24 protein-coding genes and 1 riboswitch are annotated in these 24,729 nt (G+C 73.3%); of the genes, 20 read left to right on the top strand and 4 right to left on the bottom strand.

The window, feature by feature from the left end; translation table 11 throughout:
- Nucleotides 1-54 precede the first annotated feature (54 nt).
- From steA to E1212_RS20835, 6 genes are all read left to right on the top strand, one after another.
- Nucleotides 55-1,239, top strand: coding sequence for a putative cytokinetic ring protein SteA (gene steA, locus E1212_RS20860; RefSeq protein WP_131986007.1), 1,185 nt, complete (start codon nucleotides 55-57; stop codon nucleotides 1,237-1,239).
- A gap of 1 nt (nucleotide 1,240) precedes the next feature.
- Entirely contained in the window at nucleotides 1,241-2,221 is a 981-nt protein-coding gene (locus tag E1212_RS20855) for a copper transporter (protein WP_131986005.1), read from the top strand.
- Complete coding sequence (locus E1212_RS20850) at nucleotides 2,218-3,030, top strand: hypothetical protein (protein WP_203417052.1); 813 nt, start codon at nucleotides 2,218-2,220, stop codon at nucleotides 3,028-3,030. Before E1212_RS20855 ends, E1212_RS20850 begins: the two co-directional genes overlap by 4 nt.
- A 5-nt stretch (nucleotides 3,031-3,035) precedes the next feature.
- Nucleotides 3,036-4,646: a murein biosynthesis integral membrane protein MurJ gene (murJ, locus tag E1212_RS20845; RefSeq protein ID WP_162605567.1), complete on the top strand. Its 1,611-nt coding sequence runs from the start codon at nucleotides 3,036-3,038 to the stop codon at nucleotides 4,644-4,646.
- A 142-nt stretch (nucleotides 4,647-4,788) separates the two neighbouring features.
- Nucleotides 4,789-5,880, top strand: a complete 1,092-nt coding sequence (locus E1212_RS20840; protein WP_131985999.1) for a glycosyltransferase family 4 protein — start codon at nucleotides 4,789-4,791, stop codon at nucleotides 5,878-5,880.
- 300 nt (nucleotides 5,881-6,180) lie between these two features.
- The gene (locus E1212_RS20835) at nucleotides 6,181-7,824 is read left to right on the top strand and encodes a CTP synthase (RefSeq protein ID WP_420814404.1); all 1,644 of its coding nucleotides are present in this window, start codon (nucleotides 6,181-6,183) and stop codon (nucleotides 7,822-7,824) included.
- On the opposite strand, the gene E1212_RS20830 is transcribed toward E1212_RS20835, so the two are convergent.
- Complete coding sequence (locus tag E1212_RS20830; RefSeq protein ID WP_131985995.1) at nucleotides 7,821-8,408, bottom strand: TetR/AcrR family transcriptional regulator; 588 nt, start codon at nucleotides 8,406-8,408, stop codon at nucleotides 7,821-7,823. The two genes, E1212_RS20835 and E1212_RS20830, sit on opposite strands and share 4 nt — an antisense overlap.
- Before the next feature lie 73 nt (nucleotides 8,409-8,481).
- On the opposite strand from E1212_RS20830, the gene E1212_RS20825 reads away from it, so the two are divergent.
- From E1212_RS20825 to E1212_RS20765, 13 genes are all read left to right on the top strand, one after another.
- Entirely contained in the window at nucleotides 8,482-10,080 is a 1,599-nt protein-coding gene (locus E1212_RS20825; protein WP_131985993.1) for an MFS transporter, read from the top strand.
- Nucleotides 10,081-10,105: 25 nt separating this feature from the next.
- On the top strand, nucleotides 10,106-10,774 hold the full coding sequence (rpe, locus tag E1212_RS20820; protein ID WP_131985991.1) for a ribulose-phosphate 3-epimerase: 669 nt from the start codon (nucleotides 10,106-10,108) through the stop codon (nucleotides 10,772-10,774).
- Nucleotides 10,775-11,548: 774 nt separating this feature from the next.
- Nucleotides 11,549-12,172: a Uma2 family endonuclease gene (locus E1212_RS20815; RefSeq protein ID WP_162605566.1), complete on the top strand. Its 624-nt coding sequence runs from the start codon at nucleotides 11,549-11,551 to the stop codon at nucleotides 12,170-12,172.
- Between the two features lie 53 nt (nucleotides 12,173-12,225).
- A riboswitch (FMN riboswitch) is annotated at nucleotides 12,226-12,363 on the top strand.
- A gap of 137 nt (nucleotides 12,364-12,500) precedes the next feature.
- The gene (gene ribD, locus E1212_RS20810; RefSeq protein ID WP_131986037.1) at nucleotides 12,501-13,757 is read left to right on the top strand and encodes a bifunctional diaminohydroxyphosphoribosylaminopyrimidine deaminase/5-amino-6-(5-phosphoribosylamino)uracil reductase RibD; all 1,257 of its coding nucleotides are present in this window, start codon (nucleotides 12,501-12,503) and stop codon (nucleotides 13,755-13,757) included.
- Between the two features lie 4 nt (nucleotides 13,758-13,761).
- Complete coding sequence (locus E1212_RS20805; protein WP_131985987.1) at nucleotides 13,762-14,361, top strand: riboflavin synthase; 600 nt, start codon at nucleotides 13,762-13,764, stop codon at nucleotides 14,359-14,361.
- The gene (locus E1212_RS20800) at nucleotides 14,358-15,623 is read left to right on the top strand and encodes a bifunctional 3,4-dihydroxy-2-butanone-4-phosphate synthase/GTP cyclohydrolase II (RefSeq protein WP_131985985.1); all 1,266 of its coding nucleotides are present in this window, start codon (nucleotides 14,358-14,360) and stop codon (nucleotides 15,621-15,623) included. The genes E1212_RS20805 and E1212_RS20800 overlap by 4 nt, the downstream gene beginning before the upstream one ends.
- Entirely contained in the window at nucleotides 15,620-16,096 is a 477-nt protein-coding gene (gene ribH, locus E1212_RS20795) for a 6,7-dimethyl-8-ribityllumazine synthase (protein ID WP_131985983.1), read from the top strand. The genes E1212_RS20800 and ribH overlap by 4 nt, the downstream gene beginning before the upstream one ends.
- A gap of 70 nt (nucleotides 16,097-16,166) precedes the next feature.
- Nucleotides 16,167-16,430 carry a phosphoribosyl-ATP diphosphatase gene (locus E1212_RS20790; RefSeq protein ID WP_131985981.1) on the top strand — a complete coding sequence of 88 codons (264 nt, stop codon included), beginning with the start codon at nucleotides 16,167-16,169 and terminating at the stop codon, nucleotides 16,428-16,430.
- A gap of 3 nt (nucleotides 16,431-16,433) precedes the next feature.
- A complete protein-coding gene (hisG, locus tag E1212_RS20785) occupies nucleotides 16,434-17,285 on the top strand; it encodes an ATP phosphoribosyltransferase (RefSeq protein WP_131985979.1) in 852 nt (283 codons plus the stop codon).
- A gap of 163 nt (nucleotides 17,286-17,448) precedes the next feature.
- Nucleotides 17,449-17,940, top strand: coding sequence for a sigma factor-like helix-turn-helix DNA-binding protein (locus tag E1212_RS20780; protein ID WP_203417050.1), 492 nt, complete (start codon nucleotides 17,449-17,451; stop codon nucleotides 17,938-17,940).
- Nucleotides 17,941-17,999: 59 nt separating this feature from the next.
- Nucleotides 18,000-19,055 carry a hypothetical protein gene (locus E1212_RS20775; RefSeq protein ID WP_131985977.1) on the top strand — a complete coding sequence of 352 codons (1,056 nt, stop codon included), beginning with the start codon at nucleotides 18,000-18,002 and terminating at the stop codon, nucleotides 19,053-19,055.
- A 143-nt stretch (nucleotides 19,056-19,198) separates the two neighbouring features.
- Complete coding sequence (locus E1212_RS20770) at nucleotides 19,199-19,720, top strand: SigE family RNA polymerase sigma factor (protein WP_131985975.1); 522 nt, start codon at nucleotides 19,199-19,201, stop codon at nucleotides 19,718-19,720.
- A complete protein-coding gene (locus tag E1212_RS20765; RefSeq protein WP_131985973.1) occupies nucleotides 19,717-21,048 on the top strand; it encodes a hypothetical protein in 1,332 nt (443 codons plus the stop codon). The genes E1212_RS20770 and E1212_RS20765 overlap by 4 nt, the downstream gene beginning before the upstream one ends.
- A 6-nt stretch (nucleotides 21,049-21,054) precedes the next feature.
- Here E1212_RS20765 and E1212_RS20760 read toward each other — a convergent pair whose 3' ends face one another.
- The 3 genes from E1212_RS20760 to E1212_RS20750 are packed head-to-tail and all read right to left on the bottom strand — an operon-like array spanning nucleotide 21,055 to nucleotide 23,924.
- Entirely contained in the window at nucleotides 21,055-21,885 is an 831-nt protein-coding gene (locus tag E1212_RS20760; protein ID WP_131985971.1) for an MOSC domain-containing protein, read from the bottom strand.
- 9 nt (nucleotides 21,886-21,894) lie between these two features.
- The gene (locus tag E1212_RS20755; RefSeq protein ID WP_131985969.1) at nucleotides 21,895-22,638 is read right to left on the bottom strand and encodes a uridine kinase family protein; all 744 of its coding nucleotides are present in this window, start codon (nucleotides 22,636-22,638) and stop codon (nucleotides 21,895-21,897) included.
- A 29-nt stretch (nucleotides 22,639-22,667) separates the two neighbouring features.
- The gene (locus tag E1212_RS20750; RefSeq protein WP_131985967.1) at nucleotides 22,668-23,924 is read right to left on the bottom strand and encodes an amino acid deaminase/aldolase; all 1,257 of its coding nucleotides are present in this window, start codon (nucleotides 23,922-23,924) and stop codon (nucleotides 22,668-22,670) included.
- A gap of 129 nt (nucleotides 23,925-24,053) precedes the next feature.
- On the opposite strand from E1212_RS20750, the gene E1212_RS20745 reads away from it, so the two are divergent.
- Nucleotides 24,054-24,563 carry a SixA phosphatase family protein gene (locus tag E1212_RS20745; protein ID WP_162605564.1) on the top strand — a complete coding sequence of 170 codons (510 nt, stop codon included), beginning with the start codon at nucleotides 24,054-24,056 and terminating at the stop codon, nucleotides 24,561-24,563.
- Nucleotides 24,564-24,729: the final 166 nt, after the last annotated feature.

Raw genomic sequence — 24,729 nt, 5'->3', positions numbered from 1 at the left:
ACACACACCGGACCGATGCGGTGTTACGGACCCGAACGTGGCAGGATTCGCTTGGTGAGGATGCCAGCACTGCGCCGCCGCAAGCCCGATGACCTGCCCGGGGTCAGCGGCACGGTGCGTCTGGACCACCGCACGAAGAACCTCACGAAGCGCCTCAAACCGGGCGAGATCGCCGTGATCGACCACCTCGATCTCGACCGCGTCAGCGCTGAGGCCCTCGTCGCCTGTCAGGCCGGCGCGGTCGTCAACGTGCGCCCGTCAGTCAGCGGCCGTTACCCGAACCTGGGCCCCGACATCATCGTCCGGGCCGGCATCCCGCTCATCGACGACGTCGGGCCCGACCTGTTCAGCGCGGTCAAAGAGGGCGAGCGGCTGCGCGTCGACGGCACCACGCTGTACCGCGACAGCACCGGCGAGGCCGTCGGCGTCGGCATCCGGCACGACGAAGAGAGCCTCGCCAAGCTGATGAGCGCGGCCCGCGAGGGCCTGTCGGCGCAGCTCGAGGCGTTCGCCGCCAACACCATGGAGTACCTCAAGCGCGAGCGCGAGCTGCTCCTCGACGGCGTCGGCGTGCCCGAGATCCGCACCGACTTCGACGGCCGCCACGCCCTCATCGTCGTCCGCGGTTACGACTACAAAGAGGACCTCGCCACACTGCGGCCGTACATCCGCGAGTACCACCCCGTTCTCATCGGCGTCGACGGCGGCGCCGACGCGCTGCTCGAGGTCGGGCTCGAGCCGGATCTGATCGTCGGCGACATGGACTCCATCTCCGACTCCGCGCTGTCCAGCGGCGCCGAGCTGGTGGTGCACGCCTATCGAGACGGCCGCGCGCCCGGGCTGGGACGGCTCGAGCGCATGGGGCTGTCGGGCGTGCCGTTCGCCGCCACCGGCACCAGCGAGGACATCGCCATGCTGCTGGCCGACGACAAGGGCGCGAGCCTCATCGTCGCCGTCGGCACGCACGCCACGCTGGTCGAGTTCCTCGACAAGGGCCGTTCCGGCATGGCCAGTACCTTCCTCACCCGCCTGCGGGTGGGCAGTAAGCTCGTCGACGCCAAGGGCGTGAGCCGGCTCTACCACAGCAGCGTTCCCACGTGGATGCTGGCCGTGCTCATCGTCGCGGGCATCACGGCGGTCGTCGCCGCCATGTACTCGACCCCGACGGGCCAGGCCTACCTCGACATCGTGGGCTCGTGGTGGGACCGCTTCTACTTCTGGGTGCAGGGACTCTTCTGACGTGATCGACTTTCGTTATCACCTGGTCTCGATCATCGCCGTCTTCTTCGCGCTGGCGGCCGGCATCGTGCTCGGCGCGGGACCGCTCGGCGACACCGTCGACGACACACTGGCCGAGCAGACGTCGTCGCTGCGCGACGAGAACCGCGAGCTGCGCGAGCAGCTCGAGGCCACCGAGGCCGACACCGCCTACCAGCAGGCGTTCCTCCAAGAGGTGACGCCGCGGCTGGTCACCGGCCAGCTCGAGGGCCAGTACGTCGGCGTCATCGCGCTGCCGGGCGCCGACGAGGACACCGTCACCGCCGTCCGCGAGACCCTCGAGACCGCGGGCGCGACGGCCGAGCTCACCGTGCGCATCGAGCCGACGTGGACCGACCCCGACACCGAGCCGGTGCTCGACGAGCTCGCCACCGAGCTGGTGTCGTCGGGCACCGAGCTGCCGGCCACCGGCGACGGCTACGCCCGCGGTGCCGCCGTGCTGGCCGCCGCGCTGCTGGCGCCGCCGGTCGAGCCGGGTGCGTCGCACGAGACCATCGACACCGCCACCGTCACGGCGTTCGAGGAGTCCGACCTCATCACGCTCGAGCAGGACGCCTCCGTGGCGCCGTCGCTCGCGGTCCTGGTGGCCGGGTCGGTGTCCGGTGACGACGCCGAGGACCGGCTGAACCGGCTGGGCACACTGGCCGCCAGCATCGACGCCGCCGGCACCGGTGCCGTCGTGGCCGGTCCGGCGTCGACCGCCGAGGACGGCCTGCTGCGCACCATCCGCGACAACGGCGACATCGCCGAGATCGTGTCCACCGTCGACTCCGTCGACCTGCCCAGCGGCCGCGCCGCCGTGGTCTTCGCGCTCAGCGAGCAGTCCGAGGGCGGCTCCGGGCAGTACGGCGTGGTCGGCGACACCGACGGCGCGCTGCCGCCGGTGCCCGAGGAACCCGGGCAGAGCGTCACCGACGAGGCCACCGAGGGGGGATCGGAGTGAAGCGCATCGTCGGTTCCCTCGTCGCCGCCGGTGCCGCGGGCGCCGCGGCCTGGCTGGCATCCCGCCAGGTCGGTGCGGCTAAGCCGGGCGGCGCCGAGCTCTGGGAGCGCAAGAACTTCCGCGGCTCGACGGTCACCCTGGCGGCCGGTCCCGCCGTCGCCGCCGGAGCCGCCGCGGGCATCGCCGTCGCGCCGGGGCTGCCCGCGCGGGTCCGTACGGCGGGCGTGGCCGCCGCCGTCGCCGTCGGCGCCGTCGGGCTCTACGACGACCTGTTCGGCTCGACGGCGAGCAAGGGCCTGCGCGGTCACCTGTCGGCGCTGCAGTCGGGCGAGGTCACCAGCGGCGTCGTGAAGATCGGCGTCATCGGCGCGGCCGGGGTCATCGGCGGGGCGCTGGTCAGCGACAACGTCGTCGACGCCGCCATCGGCGGTGCCGCCGTCGCCGGGCACGCCAACCTGCTGAACCTGCTTGACCTGCGCCCGGGCCGGGCCAACAAGGTGGTCCTGCTGCACACGCCGTTCGTGGTGGGCGGTCCGGCGGCGCCGGTCGGGGCGGCCGCCGTGGGCGCGTCCGCGGCCACGCTGGCCGACGACCTCGGCGAGCGGACCATGCTGGGCGACGCCGGCGCCAACACGCTCGGCGCGCTGCTCGGCCTGGCGCTGGTCGCCCGCGAGGGCCGGGCCGCGCGGCTGGCGCACCTCGCCGTGGTCACCGGGCTGACGCTGGCCAGCGAGAAGGTCAGCTTCACCAAGGTCATCGAGCGCACCCCGGTCCTGCGCGAGCTCGACGGCCTCGGCCGCCTGAGCTGACGAGCGTGAACGCGCGCCGGGTCTCGGCCGGGCGGGTCGCTGCCGGGGCGGCCGCCGGCATCGCGGGCGGCGCGGCGCTGATCGCCGTGGTCAGCGTGCTGGCCCGCGTGGTGGGCTTCGGCCGGCAGCTGGTCTTCCAGGCCCAGGTGGGCGAGACGCTGCTCGGCTCCGTCTACGCCACGGCGAACGCGATCCCCAACGTCGTCTTCGAGATCGTCGCCGGCGGCGCGCTGGCCGGCGCCGTCGTGCCGCTGCTGGCCGCCGCGGCCGGGCGGGGCGACCACGCGCACGTCCGGCAGACGGTGTCGGCACTGCTCGGCTGGACGCTGGTGCTGCTGGTGCCGGTCGCACTGCTGGGCGTGCTGGTCGCCGGGCCCTTGATGTCGGTCATGCTGGGCGACGCCGGCGGCTCCGAAGGCGTCAGGGTCGGCCGGTCGATGCTGCTGCTGTTCCTGCCGCAGATCCCGCTGTACGGCATCGCCGTCGTCACCGCCGGGACGCTCCAGGCGCACAGGCGGTTCCTGGCCGCGGCGCTGGCGCCGGTGGTGTCCAGCGTCGTCGTGGCGACGGCGTACGTGGCGTTCGGGGCGGTGTTCACGGGCTCGGCGGACGACCTGTCGTCGCTGGACCGGACCTCGGAGCTGGTGCTGGCGGGCGGGACGACGGTGGGCGTGCTGGCGCTGGCGCTGGCGACGCTGCTGCCGATGCTGCTGCGGGTCACCGGCGTGCGGCCGACGCTGCGCTTCCCCGACGGCGTGCGGCGGCGGGCGGCGCTGCTGGCCGGCGCCGGGCTGGTGACGCTGGTGGCGCAGCAGCTGGCGTATCTGACGTCGTACCTGATGTCGAACGAGCACGGCGGCACCGGCGGCGCCGTCACCTACCTGAACAGCTGGATGGTGTACCTGCTGCCCTACGCGGTGCTGGCCGTCCCGATCGCGACGGCGGCGTTCCCGCGGCTGTCCGAGCACGCGGAGACGTCGCGCTCGGAGTATGCGTCCGTGCTGGCGAGGTCGACCAGGGCGGTCGTGCTGGTGTCGCTGCTGGGTGCGGCGGTGCTGGTGGCGGCCGCCTGGCCGGTCGCCCGGTTCTTCGCGGCCATCGGCGCCGGCGACGCGCCGCCCGAGCGCATGGCGTGGGCGCTGGTGGCGTTCGCGCCCGGCCTGGTGGGCTACGGGCTCGTGGCGCATCTCGGCCGGGCGCTGTACGCGCGGGGCCGCGGCAAGACCTCGGCGGCGGCGACGGCGGGCGGCTGGCTCGTGGTCATCGCGCTGGCGGTGGTGCTGACCTCGTCGGTCGGCGAGGACGGCGTGACGGCCGCGCTGGGCCTGGCGCACACGGCCGGGCTGAGCGTGGCGGGGGTGTTGCTGCTGGCGGGGGTCGTGCGCGACTCCGGCGGCGTCGCGCTGGCCGGCGTGGCCCGGACGTTCGTGGTGGGCGTGATGGCGGCCGGGGTGGGCGGAGCGACCGGCTGGGCGGTCTCGTCGGCGTTCGGCTCGGGGTCGGCGGCGTACCTGGTACTGGCCGGCGCGGCGGCGGCGCTGGCGGTGACGGCGGTCGCCGTGGCCGGGTCCTGGCCCTTCCTCCGCGGCGACCTGCGGGCGCTGCTGCGGCGCTGACGCCCGCACGAGGCGCTGCGGCCGGTTCGGTGGTGGGACGTCAGACCCCGCCCGGCGGGTGGGACCCCACCCTACGGGCGGGCACCGACACTCGCGCCCGGCGAACGTTAGGTTGGACCCTTTCCAGCACAGGAGGACAGCGATGAGGCTGACGATCGTCGTCGGCATGACGGCGGGGGGCGTCGGCATGCACGTGCGCTCGCTCGTGGAGCGGCTCGGCGGGCTGGGCATCGAGGTCGGCGTCGCCGGCCCGGCGCAGACGCAGGAGCGGTTCGACTTCACCGGCGCCGGTGCCCGGTTCGCGCCGGTCCGCATCGGCAGCGCGCCGAACCCGCCGGCCGACGTCGCCGCGGTCCGCGGCCTGCGCCGGGCGTTCCGCGGCACCGACGTGGTGCACGCGCACGGCTTCCGCGCGGCGGCGCTGTCCGGCCTGGCTCTCGGCCGGCGGCGGCCCGGGCGGGTCCCGCTCTTCGCCACCTGGCACAACGCCGTCCTGGCGACCGGGCCGAAGCGGATGCTGATCGGCGGGCTGGAGCGGCTGGCCGCACGCCGGGCCGACGTCACGCTCGGCGTCTCGTCGGACCTGGTCGCGCGGGCCCGCGAGCTCGGCGCGCCGGACGTCCGGCTGGCCCCCGTCGCCGCGCCGCGGGTCCAGCCCGCGAAACGCGACGCTGCCGCCGTCCGTTCGGAGCTCGGGGCACAGGACCGTCCGCTGCTGCTCGCGGTGAACCGGCTGGCCGAGCAGAAGGGCCTCGACGTCCTGCTGGCGGCCGCGAAGCGGTGGAAGGACCGCGACCCCGCCCCGCTGGTGGTCGTCGCCGGGGACGGGCCTCTCGAGGACGAGCTGAACCGGGCCATCGCGTGGGACGACCTGCCCGTGCGGCTGCTCGGCCGGCGCTCCGACGTCCCGGACCTGCTGGCCGCCGCCGACGTCTACGTGCTGACGTCGGTCTGGGAGGGCCGGCCGCTGGTGATCCAGGAGGCCATGCAGGTGGGGCTGCCCGTGGTCGCGACGGCGGCCGGCGGCGTCCCTGAACTGGTCGGCGACGGCGCGCAGGTGGTCCCCGTCGGCGACGTCACCGCCGTCGCCGAGGCCGTCAACGCGCTGCTCGACGACCCGCAGCGGCGCACGGAACTGGGGGAGCGCGGCCGGCGGCATGCCGCCACGTGGCCCGACGAGGACGACAACGCCCGGCTGGTCGCCGGCCTGTGCCGGGACCTCGCCGGGCGCTGACGAAGTGGTCCGCCCCCGCCAGCCGCGAGTCCGGCGGGGGCGGTCGGCCACCACGGGGGAAAGTGGCCGAAGCCAAACGTACCGGATCAAGATCGGCAAGCCACCCCGATCGGAGAAAGATCTCATCGAGTTCTGCGACGGCGAACATGTGTCACGGCGAGTCGGCACGGGGAGGTCCGAGGGACTGTTAGGCTGGAGGTCCGTGGGAACAAGGTTCAGCGTTTCTTCACCTTGAGCCACCAGCTGACGGATTGACCACGGGAGCCCCTCTTGGCCTTGCAGCCGACCACCCATGTGTTCGTGACCGGTGGAGTCGCGTCCTCTCTCGGCAAGGGGCTCACCGCCTCGTCGTTGGGGAGCCTGCTCACCGCCCGCGGCCTCCGGGTCACCATGCAGAAGCTCGACCCTTACCTCAACGTCGACCCCGGAACGATGAACCCGTTCCAGCACGGCGAGGTGTTCGTCACCGAGGACGGGGCCGAGACCGACCTCGACGTCGGCCACTACGAGCGCTTCCTCGACCGCGATCTCAACAAGTCGGCCAACGTCACCACGGGTCAGGTGTACTCCGACGTCATCGCGAAGGAGCGGCGCGGCGAATACCTGGGCGACACCGTCCAGGTCATCCCGCACATCACCAACGAGATCAAGGACCGCATGATCGGCATCGGCGACGGTGACGTCGACGTCGTCATCCACGAGATCGGCGGCACCGTCGGCGACATCGAGTCGCTGCCCTTCCTCGAGGCCGCGCGGCAGGTCCGCCACGACGTCGGCCGCGACCGCTGCTTCTTCCTGCACGTGTCGCTGGTGCCGTACCTCGCGCCGTCGGGCGAGCTGAAGACGAAGCCGACGCAGCACTCCGTCGCCGCGCTGCGCCAGGTCGGCATCACGCCCGACGCCATCGTGTGCCGGTCCGACCGGCCCATCCCTTCCGGCGTGAAGAAGAAGATCTCGCTGATGTGCGACGTCGACGCCGAGGCCGTGGTGGCCGCCGTCGACGCCCCGTCCATCTACGACATCCCGAAGGTGCTGCACGCCGAGGGCCTCGACGCCTACGTCGTCAAGCGGCTCGGGCTGTCCTTCCGCGACGTCGACTGGACCGCCTGGGACGAGCTGCTGCGCCGCGTGCACCACCCGCGCCACGACGTCACCGTCGCGCTGGTCGGCAAGTACGTCGACCTGCCCGACGCCTACCTGTCGGTCACCGAGGCGCTGCGGGCCGGCGGGTTCGCCAACGACGCCAAGGTGCACATCCGCTGGGTGCCCTCCGACGAGTGCGAGACGCCCGAGGGCGCGGCGGCCCGGCTGCACGACGTCGACGGCGTCGTCATCCCGGGCGGCTTCGGCATCCGCGGCATCGAAGGCAAGATCGGCGCCATCCGGTACGCCCGCGAACACCAGATCCCGATCCTCGGGCTGTGCCTCGGCCTGCAGTGCATGGTCATCGAGTACGCCCGGTCCGAGGCGGGCCTCGTGCAGGCCAGCTCGGCGGAGTTCGACCCCGACACACCTGAGCCGGTCATCGCGACCATGGCCGACCAGAAGAGCATCGTGGCCGGTCAGGGTGATCTGGGTGGCACCATGCGGCTCGGCTCGTACCCCGCGGTGCTGGGCGACGGCACGCTGGCGCGCGAGCTCTACGGCGCCGGCCGCGTCACCGAGCGGCACCGGCACCGCTACGAGGTCAACAACGAGCACCGCGACCGGCTGGTCAAGTCCGGGCTCGTGGTCTCGGGCACGTCGCCCGACGGCACGCTGGTCGAGTTCGTCGAGCTGCCCCGCGACGTCCACCCGTTCTTCGTGGCCACACAGGCGCACCCCGAGCTCAAGTCGCGCCCGACCCGCCCGCACCCGTTGTTCGCCGGGCTCGTCGCGGCCGCCGTCGGCCGGCAGCAGGAGACCCAGCTGGCGGTCGACGTCGAGCCGGCGGTCGTCTCCTAGCCGGTCGTGCTCGCCTCGGCCGGTCCGCCGGCCGAGGTCCCGGCCTGTCCGCCGGCCGAGGCCTCGCGCCTCAGCCGGAGCCGGACCTCGTCCAGCAGAGCGGGGTCCGGCATCGGCAGCCCGGCCAGCGCGCTCAGGTAGAGCCCGTCGCCGACCAGCCGCACGATCTCGGCCGTCACCGGGTCCTTCACGTTCCCGCGAATGATCTCGGCCCACCGGACGAAGCAGTAGATCACCAGCTCGCGGGCCTCGTCGCTGGCGATGTCATTGCTGCGCAGCGCCGCCAACAGCGGCCAGTAGACCGCGTCGTCGGAGGACGCCACCGACGACCGCAGGTAGAAGTCGACCACCTCGTCCGGCGGCATGCCTTGGACCTTCTCGAAGTCGGCCTCGACGTTGTCGGCCAGCCGCTTCGCCAGGCCGGTGATCAGCGCTTCCTTGCTGGGGAAGTGGTACAGCAGGCCGCCCTTGGAGATCCCGGCCTCGTCGGCGACGGCCTCCAGCGTGACCGCGTGCAGGCCCGTGCCGACCAGGATGCGCTGCAGCGCGTCGAGGATGCGATCGCGGGACGAAGGACGTGGCACGGGAATCGACCTCGCTTCTGACGGGTTACTGTACCGTCTGGACGGTTGAGTTTACCTCGATGGAGGGTGTGAGATGGCGATCATGGAGCAGGACCGCGAACGCGCACTGGCCGGACCGCGCGAGTGGGCCGCGCTCGTCGTCCTCCTGCTGCCGGTGCTGCTGATCTCCATCGACATGACGGTACTGAGCTTCGCCGTCCCGCACCTGAGCGCCGACCTCGCGCCGTCGGGCACCGAACTGCTGTGGATCGTCGATGTGTACGGCTTCATGATCGCCGGGCTGCTGGTCACGGCCGGCACGCTGGGGGACCGGATCGGCCGCCGGAAGTTGCTGCTGGCCGGTGCGACGGCATTCGGCGTGGCGTCGGTGCTGGCCGCGTACTCGACGTCGCCGGAGATGCTGATCGTCGCCCGGGCCCTGCTCGGCGTGGCCGGGGCGACCCTGATGCCGTCGACGCTCTCGCTCATCCGCAACATCTTCCACGACGTGCGGCAGCGGACCCTCGCGATCGCGATCTGGGCGACGATGTTCTCGGCCGGCGCCGCTCTGGGACCGGTGGTGGGCGGCTGGCTGCTCGAGCACTTCTGGTGGGGCTCGGTGTTCCTGGTGGCCCTGCCGGTGCTGGCGCTGCTGCTGATCTTCGCGCCGCTGGTGGTGCCGGAGTCGAAGGACCCGGCGCCGGGGCCGTACGACCTGCCCAGCGCCGGGCTGTCGCTGGTGGCGATGCTGGCGGCCGTGTACGGGATCAAGGGCCTGGCGACGGGCTCGCTGTCGGTGCTGTACGTCGCTGCGCTGGTGGCCGGCGTGCTGGTCGGAGTGGCGTTCGTCCGGCGGCAGCGGCGGCTGGAGACGCCGCTGCTCGACCTCGGGCTGTTCGCGCGGCCGGCCTTCCGCGCGTCGGTCGTGACGAACCTGCTGACGACGTTCGCGATGATCGGCGCGCTGTTCTTCATGACGCAGTACCTGCAGCTCGTGCTGGGCATGGAGCCGCTGGAGTCCGGCCTCGTGCTGGTGCCCGGGCTGGTGCTGGCGATCCTGACCGGGCTGGTCGCCGTGCCGCTGATGCGCCGTCTGCCGACGCCGTGGCTGCTGTTCGGCGCGCTGCTGGTGGTGGCGGCCGGGTTCGGGCTCATGGTGCTGGCCGGCCGCGGACTGGGAGCCGGGCTGGTCATCGCCGCGTTCGTGCTGGTCGGCGCCGGGGTCGGGCTGGTGCAGACGATCACCAACAACATCATCATGAGCACCGTCGATCCCGCCCGGGCCGGTGCCGCGGCGGCGGTGTCCGAGACGGCGTACGAGGTGGGCGGCGGACTGGGGACGGCCGTGCTGGGCAGCGTGCTGACCGCGGTGTACGCGTCGTCGCTGGTCGCGGTGCCCGGGGTCGACGGTCCGGCGCTGGAGTCGGCACGGGAGACGCTGGGTGGTGCGGTCGACGTGGCCGGCTCGCTGCCGTCGTCGGCGTCGGCCGCGCTGCTCGCGGCCGCGGACGACGCGTTCACCCGCGCCGTCGAGGTGACCAGCGTCATCGGCGCCCTGGTCGTGGTCGGCGCGGCCGTCCAGGCGCTGGTCGTGCTGCGCCGGGGCGGTCCGTCGCTCGCCGAGTCGTCCGTCGACCCGTCCGACGAATCGGCCGCCGAGTCGGCCGTCCAATCGTCCCTCGGCGGCCACTGAGGCCGCACCGGTACCCTGGGCGACCGTGGGGATTCAGATCGCGCCGAGCATCCTGTCGTCCGACTTCGCCAACCTCGAGTCGGAGATCGCCCGCCTCGGCGACGCCGACCTGGTGCACGTCGACGTCATGGACAACCACTTCGTCCCCAACCTCACCCTCGGCCTGCCCGTCGTCGAGGCGATCCTCGCCCGCACCGACCGGCTGATCGACTGCCACCTGATGATCGACGAGCCCGACCGCTGGGCGCCCGGGTACGCCGAGGCCGGCGCCCACAACGTCACCTTCCACGCCGAGGCGGCCGCCGCGCCGGTCCGGCTGGCTCGTGAGCTGCGGCGTCTGGGGGCGCGGGCCGGTGTCGGGCTGCGGCCCGCCACCCCGGTCGAGCCGTGGGCCGACCTCCTGCCCGAGATCGACATGCTGCTGGTCATGACGGTCGAGCCCGGCTTCGGCGGCCAGGCCTTCCTCGACGTGTGCCTGCCGAAGATCCGCCGGGCTCGCGAACTGGTGTCGCAGGCCGGCCTCGACATCTGGATCCAGGTCGACGGCGGCGTGTCCGCCGAGACGATCGAGCGCTGCGCCGGCGCCGGCGCCGACGTCTTCGTCGCCGGCTCCGCCGTCTACAGCGCCGAGGACGCGGCCGCCGCCGTCACCGAGCTTCGCGCGCTGGCTCAGAAGGCCGCCCCCGGGCACTGACCACTCTCGGCTCTGGTCGCTTCCGTCGCGCCGGCCGTGCTTCGGCCGTCCTGGCCGTGCCGGCTGCCTTGCGCGCGTTCTGTCGGCCGTGCCGGCGGAGCGCGAGCACTGCGCCGACCGCGTCGGCCGCGTCCGGCTGGCGTTCTGGCCGTGCCGGCTGCCTTGCGCGCGTTCTGTCGGCCGTGCCGGCGGAGCGCGAGCACTGCGCCGACCGCGTCGGCCGCGTCCGGCTGGCGTTCTGGCCGTGCCGGCTGCCTTGCGCGCGTTCTGTCGGCCGTGCCGGCGTCGCGCGAGCATTGCCCCGACCGCGTCGGCCGCTTCCGCCAGGCGCGGGGCTCTGCCGGCCGCGTCGGCCTCCTCGCGCGCGTTCTGTCGGCCGTGCCGGGGTCGCGCGAGCACTGCCCCGGTCGCGTCGGCCGAGTCCGGCTGGCGTAGAGGCTCTGCCGGCCGTGCCGGGCCTCGCGCGGCGCCTGCCGCCGGGAACCGGAGGTCGATCTTGGAGTAAGCGGGGTATTGGTGCCCGGAATGCCTGATAGATGGCGCACTTTCTCCACAATCAACGTGCGGTGGGACGGGGGCGGTGGGGTTAGCCCTGGAGGTTGCCCGCCGGAGTGCGCGGGGATCGGGCAAACGTGCCTGATCAGGGCAACCTTTCGGGCAACCGCCGGGCTGGTCCGGCGAGGCGACAGCGGATGATCCGGCTGCTTAGCGTGGTGTTTGTCGCGGATCGCTCGCGACGTCCCAGCCCCCGCCGAGCCCCATCGAGGAGTCCCCGTGAACGCCAGCCACGTGCTCGACCGCACCCCCGGATCGCCGGGGTACCGCACATCCGACCTGCACGCCCTGCCCGTCGACGGGCCTCGCTACGAGCTCATCGAGGGCTCGCTCGTCGTGTCGCCGCCGCCGACCGGCGCCGAGACCGCGCTGTCGCAGTGCCTGGCGAACACGCTGGAGGTCGCGAACCGGGGGAGTCCGCTGGTGGTCGATCGCGGCCAGCCGGTACGGATCGGCGAGCACGACGAGGTCCGGCCCGACATCGTCGTCGCCCACGTGTCGATGGCCGAGACGACGCCGATCCCGGCCGACGCGCTGATGCTCGTCGTCGAAGTGGTGTCGCAAAGCTCAGTGCTGCGCGACACCGCGACGAAGCGTGCCCTGTACGGAGTGGCCGGCGTGCCCGCGTACTGGATCGTGCTCCCGCAGCGCAGCCCGGTCGGCGTCGCGGTCACCGAGCTGCGCCTGAACGAGGCGACCGGCCAGTACATCGTGCGGACGCCGCCCACGTCGGCGAGGTTCGGCACCGATCATCCCTGGCCGGTCACGGTCGACGTGCCGGCACTGGCCGAGCAGTGGTCGGCGCTGGTCCTGGACGCGGGCCGACGCGGAGAGGAGGCCTGAGGCGGGGCCGGGAATGCGTTCCGGGCGGCGGCGGTTACCCTTCAAGAGACACAACGCGTGCTCCGGGGTCGGTGAAAGTCCGAACCGGCGGTGACAGTCCGCGACCCGGCCGTCGTCTACACGAGGCGTCCGGTTGACTCGGTGGAACTCCGAGACCGACGGTGAAAGTCCGGATGGGAGGCAGCACGCGCGGCCGTCTCGGCTGGTCGTGCTCGTGGAGCGCGCCCGAACCGCCGACCCGGTCGTCAGTGGCGCACCCGCGCCCGCCCCGGAGCTCGCCCGAGTAGGCGAGGAGGGGCAGGTGGCGAGTCCCGCGGAACTGGCGGCGATGCGCCGCGCCATCGAGCTGTCCCTGAACGGCGCCGACACGACTCCGCCCAACCCCGACGTCGGCTGCGTGATCCTCGACCCGGCCGGCGCGACGGTGGGTGAGGGCTGGCACGAGCGCCCTGGCGGGCCGCACGCCGAGATCAACGCACTGGCGCAGGCGGGCGAGCGGGCTCGGGGCGGTACCGCCGTGGTGACGCTGGAGCCGTGCGACCACACGGGCCGCACTGGACCGTGCACCCACGCGCTGATCGCTGCCGGGATCGCCCGGGTGGTGGTCGCGGTCGCCGACCCGAACCCGGTCGCAGCCGGGGGAGCGGCCACGCTGCGCGCGCACGGCATCGACGTCGAGTTGGGGATTCTCCGCGACGAGGCGGCCGGCGCCAACGCACGCTGGCTTACGCCGTTCCGTACGCACCGGCCGTTCGTGGTGTGGAAGTTCGCCGCCACGCTCGACGGGCGCAGCGCGGCCGCCGACGGCAGCAGCCGCTGGATCACGGGCGCCGAGGCGCGCGCCGACGTCCACCGGCTGCGGGCCGCGGTCGACACCATCGTCGCGGGGTCGGGGACCGTCCTGGCGGACGATCCGCGGCTCACCGCTCGCCTCGACGCCCCCGTCACCCCCGCCGCCGGCCTCGGGGCCGCCGCCGACCTCGGCGTTGCTGCCGTCGGGCCCACCCCCGCCCTCGACCCAGACGCTGATCTCGGCATCGCCGCCGCCGATCTCGACGTCGCCGACGCCGATCGCAGTGCTGACCTCGACGGCGCCGCTGCCGTCGGGCCCACCACGGACCTCGACGTCCCCGCCGTCGGCTCCGCCGGCGCGGCCGGCGCACGCGCCCAGCCGCTGCGCGTCGTCGTCGACAGCGCGGGCCGGACGCCCGCGAGCGCCCGCGTCCGCGACGACGCCGCGCCGACCTGGATCGCGACGGCGGCGGAGATCGGCGCCACCCCCGACGGGCGGGTCGACCTCGTGAAACTCCTGAGCGCCCTCTACGAGCAGGGACGCCGCTACGTCCTGCTCGAGGGCGGACCCACACTGGCCGGCGCGTTCTGGCAGGCGGGGCTGGTCGACCGCGTCGTCGGCTACGTCGCGCCCGCACTGCTCGGCGCCGGTCCGGCCGCGCTCGCCGACGCCGGCGTCGCCACCATCGCCGACACCATCCGGCTCGACGTCACCGACGTCCGGACGGTCGGCCCCGATCTCCGCATCACCGCGACACCACGCGAACAGCCGCAAGAGGACAGGAAGGCGTGAGGCAATGTTCACCGGGATCGTCGAAGAACTGGGCGAACTGGTCGCCATCGAGGGCGACGCCGAGGACGGCCGGCTCACCGTCCGCGGACCCAAGGTCGCGGCCGACGCCGTGCACGGCGCATCGATCGCCGTCGACGGCGTCTGTCTGACGGTCACCGCCGTCGACGGCGACACGTTCACCGTCGACGTCATGCGCGAGACGTTCGACCGCACCACGCTGGCGAAGCTGACCAGCGGCGACGCCGTCAACCTCGAGCGGGCGGTCAAGGCGTCCGACCGCCTCGGCGGCCACATCGTCCAGGGCCACGTCGACGGCGTCGGCACCGTCGTCGCGCGCACGCCCGGCACCCGCTGGGAGGTCGTCCGCATCGAGGCCGCGGCCCCGCTGCTCCGCTACGTCGCGGAGAAGGGATCGGTCGCCGTCGACGGGGTGTCGCTGACGGTGTCGGGGCTGGGTGCCGACTGGTTCGAGGTGAGCCTCATCCCGACGACGCTCGAGCTGACCACGCTCGGCCGCCGCCAGCCCGGTGACGGCGTGAACCTCGAGGTCGACGTCGTCGCCAAGTACGTGGAACGGCTGCTCGAGACAGGAGCGCGCGCATGACCGTCCACCTGGACACCGTCGAGCGGGCCATCGCCGACATCGCCGCCGGCAAGCCGGTCGTGGTCGTCGACGATGAAAACCGCGAGAACGAGGGCGACCTGGTCTTCGCCGCCGCGAAGGCGACGCCGGAGCTGATGGGCTTCATGATCCGCTACACCTCCGGCGTGGTCTGTGTGCCGATGCTGGGCAGCGAGCTCGACCGCCTGAAGCTGCCGCCCATGACCTTCGTCAACGAGGACCGCAAGGGCACCGCCTACTCGGTCTCCGTCGACGCCCGCCACGGCATCGACACCGGCATCTCCGCCGCCGACCGCGCGCACACGGTGCGGGTGCTGGCCGACTCCGCCACCGAGGCCTACGAGCTGACCCGCCCCGGCCACGTGTTCCCGCTGCGCGCGAAGGAGGGCGGCGTGCTGCGCCGGCCCGGCCACACCGAGGCCTCCGTCGACCTCGCCCAGCTCGCCGGCCTGTCGCCGGCCGCCGCCATCTGCGAGATCGTCCACGACGACGGCTCCATGATGCGGGCACCGGCGCTGCGCGAGTTCGCCGACGAGCACGGCCTGGCCATGATCTCCATCGCCGACCTCATCCGCTACCGCCGGCGCACCGAGCGGCAGATCCGGCGCGTCGCCACGACCCGCCTGCCCACCCAGCACGGCACGTTCACGGCGCACGCCTACCGCGACATCCTCGACGGCAGCGAGCACGTCGCGCTGGTCATGGGCGACGTCGCGTCCGACGAGGTCGGCGACGACGCCGTCCTGGTGCGGCTGCACTCCGAGTGCCTGACGGGCGACGCGTTCGGCTCGCTGCGCTGCGACTGCGGTCCGCAGCTGCGCGCCGCGCTGGACATGGTCGCCGGAGCGGGCCGCGGTGTGGTCGTCTACCTGCGCGGGCACGAGGGCCGCGGCATCGGCCTGGCGCACAAGCTGCAGGCGTACGAGCTGCAGGACGGCGGCCTCGACACCGTCGACGCCAACGTCGAGCTGGGCCTGCCGGCCGACGCCCGCGACTACGGCACCGGCGCGCAGATCCTCGCCGACCTCGGCGTGCGCACCATCGCGCTCATGACGAACAACCCGGCCAAGCTGACCGGCGTCGAGGGCTACGGCCTCAAGCTGGCTGAGCGGATCGCGCTGCCGGTCGCCGTCAACCCCGAGAACCTGCGCTACCTGACGACGAAGCGGGACCGCATGGGACACGACCTGCAAGATCTGCCAGGCTCTGAGCCACACGAGGAACGAGAGGACATCGGACGATGAGCGGTCAAGGCGCGCCGGAACTGCAGGTCGGCAAGGTCGGGGACCTCCGGGTCGCGGTCGTGGCGTCGCTGTGGCATCAGCAGGTCATGGACGGTCTGATCGCCGGGGCACAGCGGGCGCTCGACGAGGCGGGGGTCGAGGACCCGCTGGTGCTGCGGGTGCCGGGCTCGTTCGAGCTCCCGGTCGTCGCCGCGCGGCTGGCCCGGGCCAACTACGAGGCGGTCGTCGCGCTCGGCGTGGTCGTCCGCGGCGAGACGCCGCACTTCGACTACGTCTGCCAGGCCGCCACCGACGGGCTGACGCGGGTCGCCGTCGACACCGGTGTCCCCATCGGCTTCGGCGTGCTGACCTGCGACGACGAGGAGCAGGCGCTGGCTCGCGCAGGGCTGCCCGGGTCCAAGGAGGACAAGGGCTACGAAGCGACGCAGGCCGCGCTCGCCACCGTCGTCGCGCTGCGCAACTGCTACGCGTAGACCTGCCGCGGTGTCCGGCCCGTGAACCGGCGCGTCGTCGAGGGATGCGGTATCCGTACCCTTGTGCGACGTGAAGAGTTTCGATGACCTCTGGGTCGAGCTGTCCGCGAAGGTGGAGTCCGGTGAGGCCGGCTCCGGCACCGTCGAGGCGGTCCGCCACGGGGTCCATCACGTCGGCAAGAAGGTCGTGGAAGAGGCCGCCGAGGCATGGATGGCGGCCGAGCACGAGAGCACGGAACGGGCGGCTGAAGAGATCTCCCAGCTGCTCTACCACGTGCAGGTACTCATGCTGGCCCGCGGCGTGACTCTCGCCGACGTCTACGAAAGGCTCTGACCGATGACTCTTCGGATCGCCGTGCCCAACAAGGGCTCGCTGTCCGGGCCCGCCGCGGAGATGATGCGCGAGGCCGGCTACCGGCAGCGCTCCGACGGCGGCCGCGAGCTGGTGCTGCGCGACCCCGACAACGACGTCGAGTTCTTCTACCTGCGCCCGCGCGACATCGCCGTCTACGTCGGTGCCGGCACCGTCGACGTCGGCATCACCGGCCGTGACCTCCTGCTCGACTCCGGCGCGTCGGCCGAGGAACTGCTGCCGCTCGGCTTCGGCGGCTCCACGTTCCACTTCGCCGCCCGCCCCGGCACCGCCGAGAAGGTCACCGACTTCGGCGGCCTGCGCGTCGCCACGTCCTATGCCGGCCTGCTCCGCGACTACCTCGCCGAACGCGGCGTCGACGCCTCGGTGGTCCGGCTCGACGGCGCCGTCGAGACCGCCGTCCAGCTCGGCGTCGCCGACGTCATCGCCGACGTCGTCGAGACCGGCACCACGCTGCGACAGGCCGGCCTCGAGATCGTCGGCGAGCCCATCCTGCGCTCCGAGGCCATCCTCATCGGGCGGCCCGGCGGCGACCGCCCGGGCCCCGTCGACCTGCTGCTGCGCCGGCTCAACGGCGTCATGGTCGCCCGCGGCTACGTGATGATGGACTACGACATCCGCGCCGACCGCGTCGACGAGGCCAGCGCCCTCACGCCGGGTCTCGAGTCGCCGACGGTGTCGCCGCTGCACCGCGAGGGCTGGGTCGCCGTCCGGGCCATGGTGCCGCGGGCCGAGGCGCAGCGCGTCATGGACGACCTCTGGGCGGTCGGCGCCCGGGCCATCCTGGTCACCGAGATCCTGGCCTGCCGCATCTGACGTCGCGCACCCCCGGCCGGGCCGATGCAACCCGGAACCGCCGCCGTTCCGTGCACCCGGTGGGGACCTCACCCGGGAACGCCAGCGGAGGTGGCCGATACAGGCAGCGGACGAGACGACGTTCAAGGACTTCGTCACCGCTCGGCGTCGTGCGCTGCTGCGCATGGCCTTCCTGCTGACGGGCGACTGGCACGCCGCCGAGAACCTCGTCCAGGACGCGAAGCTGTACGTGTCGTGGCGGCGGGTGTACCGCACCGACGACATGCTGGCCTACTCCCGGCGGGTCCTGGTCAACGCCCACATCGACGGCACTCGGCGGCCGTGGCGGCGCGAGCAGGCGGTCGAGGCCGTACCGGAGCTCCCCGGCGCCGGTGACCCCGCGGACGGCGGCGACCTGTACACGCGGGAGCGGCTGTTGGCCGCGCCGGCGGCCGTCCCGCCGCGGCAGCGGGCCACGCTCGTCCTCCGGTTCTGGGAGGACCTCGCCGTCGAGCAGGTGGCCGACCTCATGAACTGCAGCACCGGCAACGTCAAGAGCCAAGACGGCGCGCGGTCTGGAGCGGCTGCGCGCCGTGCTCGGCTCCGACGCATTCGTGGAACTGAAGGAGTCGGTATACCGAGCCCTCGCTCAGAGACCTGTCCCAGAAGACGCTGACCGGCGAGCCGGCCCAGCTTGTCGTCGCCGACGAGGACGTGTCCCGCGGCCGTGCCCGCGTGCGTCGGCTGTGGCGGCACCGCGTCGCCGGTGGCGTGGCCGTCCTGGCGGTCGCCGGCCTCGGCGCGGCGGTGCTCCCGGCCGTCCTCGACGACGACCGCGACAACGTGGCGTCGGCCGACGGCGCGGGCGACCCGGCCGGCTACCCGCCGCAGGTCGGCGCCGACCCGGTCAAGCAGCGCATGTGGGACGCGATCGAGTCGGCGCTGCCGGCCGACGTCGAGGTCGTCCCCGCCGAGGACCTGGAACACGAGGTCGTGCCGGAGACCGGCCCGAGCGTCGAGGTGACGCTGACCCGAGGCGGCAGGACGAGCTTCGATCTGGCCGTGACGCTGGAGCCGACCCGGACCGACCTGCCCGAATACCGGCCGTGCAGCGAGCCGGGCCTGTTCGATGGCGTCGCGGGCCAGTGGCTGAACTGCGAGGATGGCCGCGACGACGACGGCGTCTACCGGGCCGCCGGCGATCTGAACGGCCTCGTGGCGTCAGCGGTGCTCGCGGAGAACGACGATGTCTCCGTCACAGTGCGCTGGAACGTCCGTCCGCTCTCACCGACCGGCTCCGACCAGCCGGCGCCGGACGACCCGCTCCCCATGTCGGCGCTGGACCGCGCCGAGGGCGAGGCCATCGGTGATGCCGTGCTCGCGGCGGCCGCCGGTCTGGACCCCGCCGACCTCACCAGTGGCGTCGAGCTCGCCGCCGTTGCGGAGGCATGGCCGGAGATGACCAATGTCCTCGAGGAGGCCGTTGGGGCCGAGCTGACGGCGGTCGGGCCCGAGGTCCCGGTCGTCGACCTGCAGGACGCCGAGCACCAGGCAGGCACCGTCTCGGCCGAGTACGTGACCGACGACGGTCTCGAGCTGGAGCTCTGGTTCCGTCAGCGGCCGCGGGTGTCCGAGCCGATGTGCGTCGATCGGATCATGTGGTGCTTGCGGTCACCGGCGGGCAGCCGGGGATGGGCAGCGAGGGTGGTGTGCCTGGCGTGCAGGTGGGGATGCGCGGTGACGCCTGGATTCGCCGCAGCTCCGAGAGCCCGGACGGCGAGGGTGTGGTGACGGACCTCGGCGTGGCGGTCCGGACGCTCCAGGAGCAGCTGGCGCAGTTGGTCCAGTCGCCGCTGGACGGCGACTGACCCCGATGCAACCCTGAACGCCTCCGCTACCGTCCAAGGGGTGACGGGCGTGGGGGGAGGCGATGCATGGCGATCGACGAGGCGGCGTACCGCGAGTTCGTGTCGGTACGCCGTCGCGGGCTGCTGCGTACGGCCTACCTGCTGACCGGTGACTGGCACGCCGCCGAGGACCTCGTCCAGGAGACGCTGACCAAGCTGTACCTCAGCTGGCGCCGGGTCCGCCGCCGCGAGGACGCCCCGTCATACGCCCGCCGCACCATGCTCAACGCCTACATCGACAGCACCCGGCGGCCGTGGCGGCGCGAGCAGTCCGTCGCCGTCGTCCCGGACCACCTCGGCGACGGCGACCCCGCCGACCGCGGCGCGCCCGACACCCGGTCGCGGCTGCTCACCGCCCTGGCCGGCGTTCCGCCGAGACAACGGGCCGTGCTGGTGCTGCGGTTCTGGGAGGACCTCTCCGTCGAGCAGGTCGCCGAACTGCTCGACTGCAGCACGGGCAACGTCAAGAGCCAGACGGCGCGTGGCCTCGACCGGCTGCGCGACGTGCTCGGCGAGGACCAGCTCACGGCGATCAAGGATGCGCGATGACCGACACGCTGAAGGAGCTCTTCGAGGACGCCCTCGCCGGCGAGCCCACCCGGCCCGTCAGCCCCGACGAGGACATCGCCCGCGGCCGCGCGCAGCGGGCCCGGCAACGGCGGCAGCGCTGGAGCACCGGGGTCGCCGTGGTGGCGGTCGCCTGGCTCGGCGCCCTGATCGCGCCCTCCCTGCTGGGTCCCGGCGGCGGCGACGTGACGGCCGGCGACGGGGCAGCGGCCGCCCCCTACGACGAGCTCCCCCCGATCGTCCCGCTGCAGGGCGTCCGCGCCCAGGTCGCCTCCGGAGACCATCCGGCCTCGAGCGATGCCGGCTCGCAGTCCGGCGGCTCCTTCGAGGGCGAGAGCGGCGCCGAGTCCGGCGGCGACGAGGCCGCGGGGCTCGAACCGGCGGCCATGCTGGGCGCCATCCGACGGGCACTGCCGGCGGGCTTGGCCCTCGAGACCGGCCGCACCTCGAACACCTACGCCCGCCGGCACCACCTGGTCCTCGCCGGCGAGCGCGACGGCCAGCCGGTCACCCTGCGGGTCTGGTGGCAGATCGGGACCCCTGACCCGCGGGACGAGTTCCGGCCGTGCTCAGAGCCGGTCGCCGCGTTCAGCCGCACGGCGGTGTGGGACGCATGCTCTGCGGGCATGGACGAGCAGAACCGGTGGCGGATCATCGGCACCCCGGATCCTCAGCACCGCGTCCTCGTCGTCGACGGCTTCGTCGCGGCCATCACGGTCGCCTGGGAGTCCCACGCCGGGAACGAGCCGGCGGCGGTGCTGAGCGACCACGAGGCGGACCGCATCGCCGAGGCGGCGTGGGACGTCGCCGTCGAGTCCACCGTGAGCCTCACCAACAGACCGGGCGGCAACGTGCAGGAGCTCAGAAGCGATTTCGAGCTGGGTGCCGTCATCGCCTCCTGGCCGAACGTCGAAGCCGCGCTGACGCGGGTCCTCGGCCCGCTGACTCCTGTCCGGCTGAACCAGCCCGATCCGGATGCCCTGGCCAACTGGATGGTGAGGCCGCCGGTGCCGAAGGTCGTCACGGCGACGTACCAGACAGCGGGAGGCGGCACCGTCGACCTCGCCGTCTGGCAGGCCGGGCCCATCTTCGGCGCCTTGTGCACGGTCCTCACGGCCTGTGACGTGTGGCCGGGAAGCCGCGAGTACTTCGAGCCGTTGCTCATGGCGCCGGCCGACGCGAAGGGCGGCACGGCGCTGGGCGACCAGGGCCAGGCGTACCTCGTGCTCGACGGTGTCCCCGGCGACGCCGCCGCGTTGCACCGCGCGGCACTGGAGGCCGTGTTCTCGGTGCTGCCGCCTCCGGACTGACCGGGCTCAGCCGGCGGTGACCTCGAGCTCGTCGCCGACGGCGATGGTGCCGGTGCCGTCGGGAACGAGGTTCATGCCGAACCAGACCTTGCCGTCCCAGTGGCGGTGCCGGGCCAGGGTGCGCAGCGGCTCCTTGCCGCGCCTCTGGGTGTCGGGGTCGATGGTGGTGAGGACGCACCGGTCGCACAGCTTGACCGCCCGGAACGGCACCTCGCCGATGCGGAGCTTGCACCAGGTGTCCTCGGCGAACGGCTCGGCGTTGTCGACGACGACGCTGGGCCGGAACCGGCGCATCGGCAGCGCCGCCTCGGGCGGCAACTCGCCGCGCAGCAGCGCCTCTTCGACGACCCAGTCGTTGAGCCGGGCCAGCGACCCCGTGGTGGTGACGAGCAGCGGGAACGCGTCGGCGAAGCTCACGCGGTCGGCGGGCAGGCCGTAGGCCGGGTCGACCGGCCTGCGGGTGGGGTCGTCGAGCCAGACCAGGCGGACGTCGTCGTCGAGGAGCTTGCCGAACCAGGCGTCGGCGGCGACGCTGGGCCGCACGGCGTCGAGGGCGTTCTTCCAGATCTGCACCGGCACGAGCTCGCACGACGTGGTGGCGTCGACCTCGATGGCCGCGGCGTGCGGGCCCTCGAGCAGGATGCGGCCGCGGCCCAGCGGCGTCACGCGCACGCCCAGCAGCGCCGGCCGCACGCGCGCCGTCACCACGTAGCCGGAGTCGTCGACGACCATCCAGCGGCGGTCGCCGACCAGACCCCACGGCTCGACCTCGGCCTGCGTCACCTGCAGGCCGCGGGTCGACTTGACGGGGTAGATGGCCAGCTCGACGACACGCACGCAGACAACCTAACCGCTGATGTCGTCGGGCCGAGCATGCCCCCGAGGATGGTCGCCCTGGCTCGGCGCTTCGAACCGACGATCTCGAGGAGTCCTCCGGCCCCCTCTCATCGCCGGTCTGCCCGGCCCTCCTGGGCGGAGATCCGACACGGGCTCGTCCCCGGCCTCGCCGACCACGTCTCGTAGGGGATCGTGCGGAACGGCGGACGCCGTGTCGATGCGAAGGTCGGCCCGTTCGCGGGTGTGCTCGGCGGCGAACAGCGCGTCCTCCTGGCGGGCCCAGCGCTCCCAGTACGGGCGGAAGTCGTCGCCGTCGCGCTCGATGCCGCGAGCCATGCGCACGTCGTGCGGCGCCTCGACCCAGAGCAGCAGCGCCAGGTACGCCGCGCCGGGCGTCGAGCCGCTTCCACACCCCTCGACGACGAGGATCGGCGCGGACGGGACCTCGACCCACTCGGCGTAGCGGCCGGCGTGCCAGTCCCAGCGCCGGTACCGCGCGGGCCGCCCTGCGGCGAGCGGCACCAGCACCTGCTCGGCGACGGCGGTGGCGGCGTGCGCGAGCCCGTCCCAGCCGGGGTAGAGATCGTCCATGTGCACGACCGGTGCGTCGTCGAGCCGGGCCGCCAGCCGCTCGGCCAGCGTCGTCTTGCCGGAGCCGGCCGGGCCGTCGACGGCGACCACCGTCGTCGAGCCGGCGCGCGGCAGGGTCGCTCGGACGCGGCGGGCGAGGGCATCGAGGGAGACGACGGGCACGCGCGGAGCCTACCCATCGGCAGGGTGATCTAAAGGAAGGTCTTCCCGTCGCCGCGGTACGTCGCGATGGTGTCGACCAGCCGCTCGCCGCGGACCAGGTAGTACTGGTCGAACCGTTCGGACAGCTCGCCGGCCTTCGCGTGCCGGAACCACACGCGGTCGCCGATGGCGAGGTCGTCGGCGGGGGAGCCGAGCAGCGGCGTCTGCGCCTCGCCGGCGCCCTCGTTGCGGTCCAGCGTCAGGCCCTCGGGCAGCCACGGGACGGGCAGGCGGTCGTGGCCGGCCGCGCCGCTGGCGATGTAGCCGCCGCCGGCGACGGTGACGATGCCCGGCCCGGGACGGCGGACCACCGGCACCGCGAAGAACGCCGCCGGACGCGGCGAGAAGCTCGTGTAGCCGTCGAACAGGCGGGGCGCCAGCAGCCCGGACCCGGCCGTGACCTCGGTGATCGACAGGTCGGACACCGTGCGCTCGACGGAGCCGCTGCCGCCGCCGTTGACGAACTCGAGGTCGGCGATCTTCCGGACCGCCTCGACCGCGGCGATGCGCCGCTCGGAGAGCTCCGTCCACGACCGTTTCTGCATGGACCGCACCATGCGCCCGCGCCAGCCGCGCCCGGGCGGGGCGTCCTGGACGCCGGCGATCTGCGACTCGTAGCCCATGACGCCGACCAGCCGGAACCCCGGCCGCGACTGCACCGCCTGGGCGAGCCGGACGAGGTCGTCGACGCTGTGCAGGGGGGAGCGCTTGGCCCCGACGCGGACGCGGCCGCCCATGGGCTGCCACGAGAGGTCCAGCTCGAGGCAGACCCGGATCTCGACCCGCCCGTCGGCCGGCGCGACCGCGTCGACCAGGTCGAGTTGCGCGACGTCGTCGACCATGATCGTGATGCCCGCGGCCAGCTCGTCGTCGCCCGCGAGCCGGGCCAGACCCCGCCGGTCGGCGGTGGGGTAGCCCACGACGACGTCGGAGCTCAGCTCGGTGCCCACGAGCCAGAGCGCCTCGGACAGCGTCAGCGCCAGCACGCCGTGGAAGCCGTCGCGCCCCAGCACCTCGCGCAGCAGCGTCCGGCTGCGCAGCGACTTGCTGGCCACCCGGATCGGCTTGCCCGCGGCCCGCCGGACGAGGTCGGCCGCGTTGACGTCCCACGCGTCCATGTCGACGGCCGCGAGCGGCGTCTCGAAGCCGGCCGTGGCCGTGTTGAGCCGATGCCGCAGGTCAGCGCGCGAGCTGGCGACCGGCGGCGTGGGGGCAGGAGGGGTGGGCGGCGGCGGTACGTCTGGCATGGTGGCATCGGGCACGGTGATCTCCACAGCGAATCCTTACCAGATCGGGACGATCGTGGCCATGTTCACCGAAGAACGGCGGACGACCCCTTCCTGCCGCAGGGTACTGGAGCCCCTAGTGTTGCGTGGATGGCGAGGACCCTCGTTCTCATCCGGCACGCGAAGGCCGTGCACCCTGAGGGACGCGACGACCACGCGCGCCGGCTGGCCGACCAAGGGCGCCGCGACGCGCCCGTCATCGGCCGGTGGTTGCACGAGCAGGGCGTGCCCGTCGACGTGGCGATCGTGTCGAGCGCGCGGCGGACCATGGAGACCTACCGTCTGCTGGCCACCGAGCTGGGCGCCCGCGCGCCCGACCCCGTCGTGAGCGACGACGTCTATTACGGGTCGGCCGGCGACCTGCTCGAGATCGTGCGGGCACTGCCGCCGGAGACGTCGTCGGCGGCGATCGTCGGGCACAACCCGGGGATCGGCATGCTGGCCAGCGCCTTGGACGACGGGACGTCGCTGATCGAGGCGACACGCATGCGGGCCGGCTTCCCGACCTCGTCGGTCGCGGTCTTCGCCGTCGACGGCGACTGGGCGACGGTCGATCCCGGCGGAGCGCGGCTGGTCGGCTACGCCGTCGCCCGCGGCTGAGGGTTCTGCCCCCGGAATGACGCTTCTATGTCAAGCGGCTGGCTGGTGGCAGGTCAGCGGTGGGATGTCGCGGCGGAGCGTGCGGTGGATGACGTCGGTGAGGTGGCGTTTGAGCACGCGCATGGCGCCGCGTTTGCCTTTGTTGTCGAGGTGTTTGGCGATCAGG

The sequence above is a fragment of the Jiangella ureilytica genome, assembly GCF_004348545.1.
Taxonomy (GTDB): Bacteria; Actinomycetota; Actinomycetes; order Jiangellales; family Jiangellaceae; genus Jiangella; species Jiangella ureilytica.
This window is presented reverse-complemented; position numbering and strand designations above follow the sequence as displayed.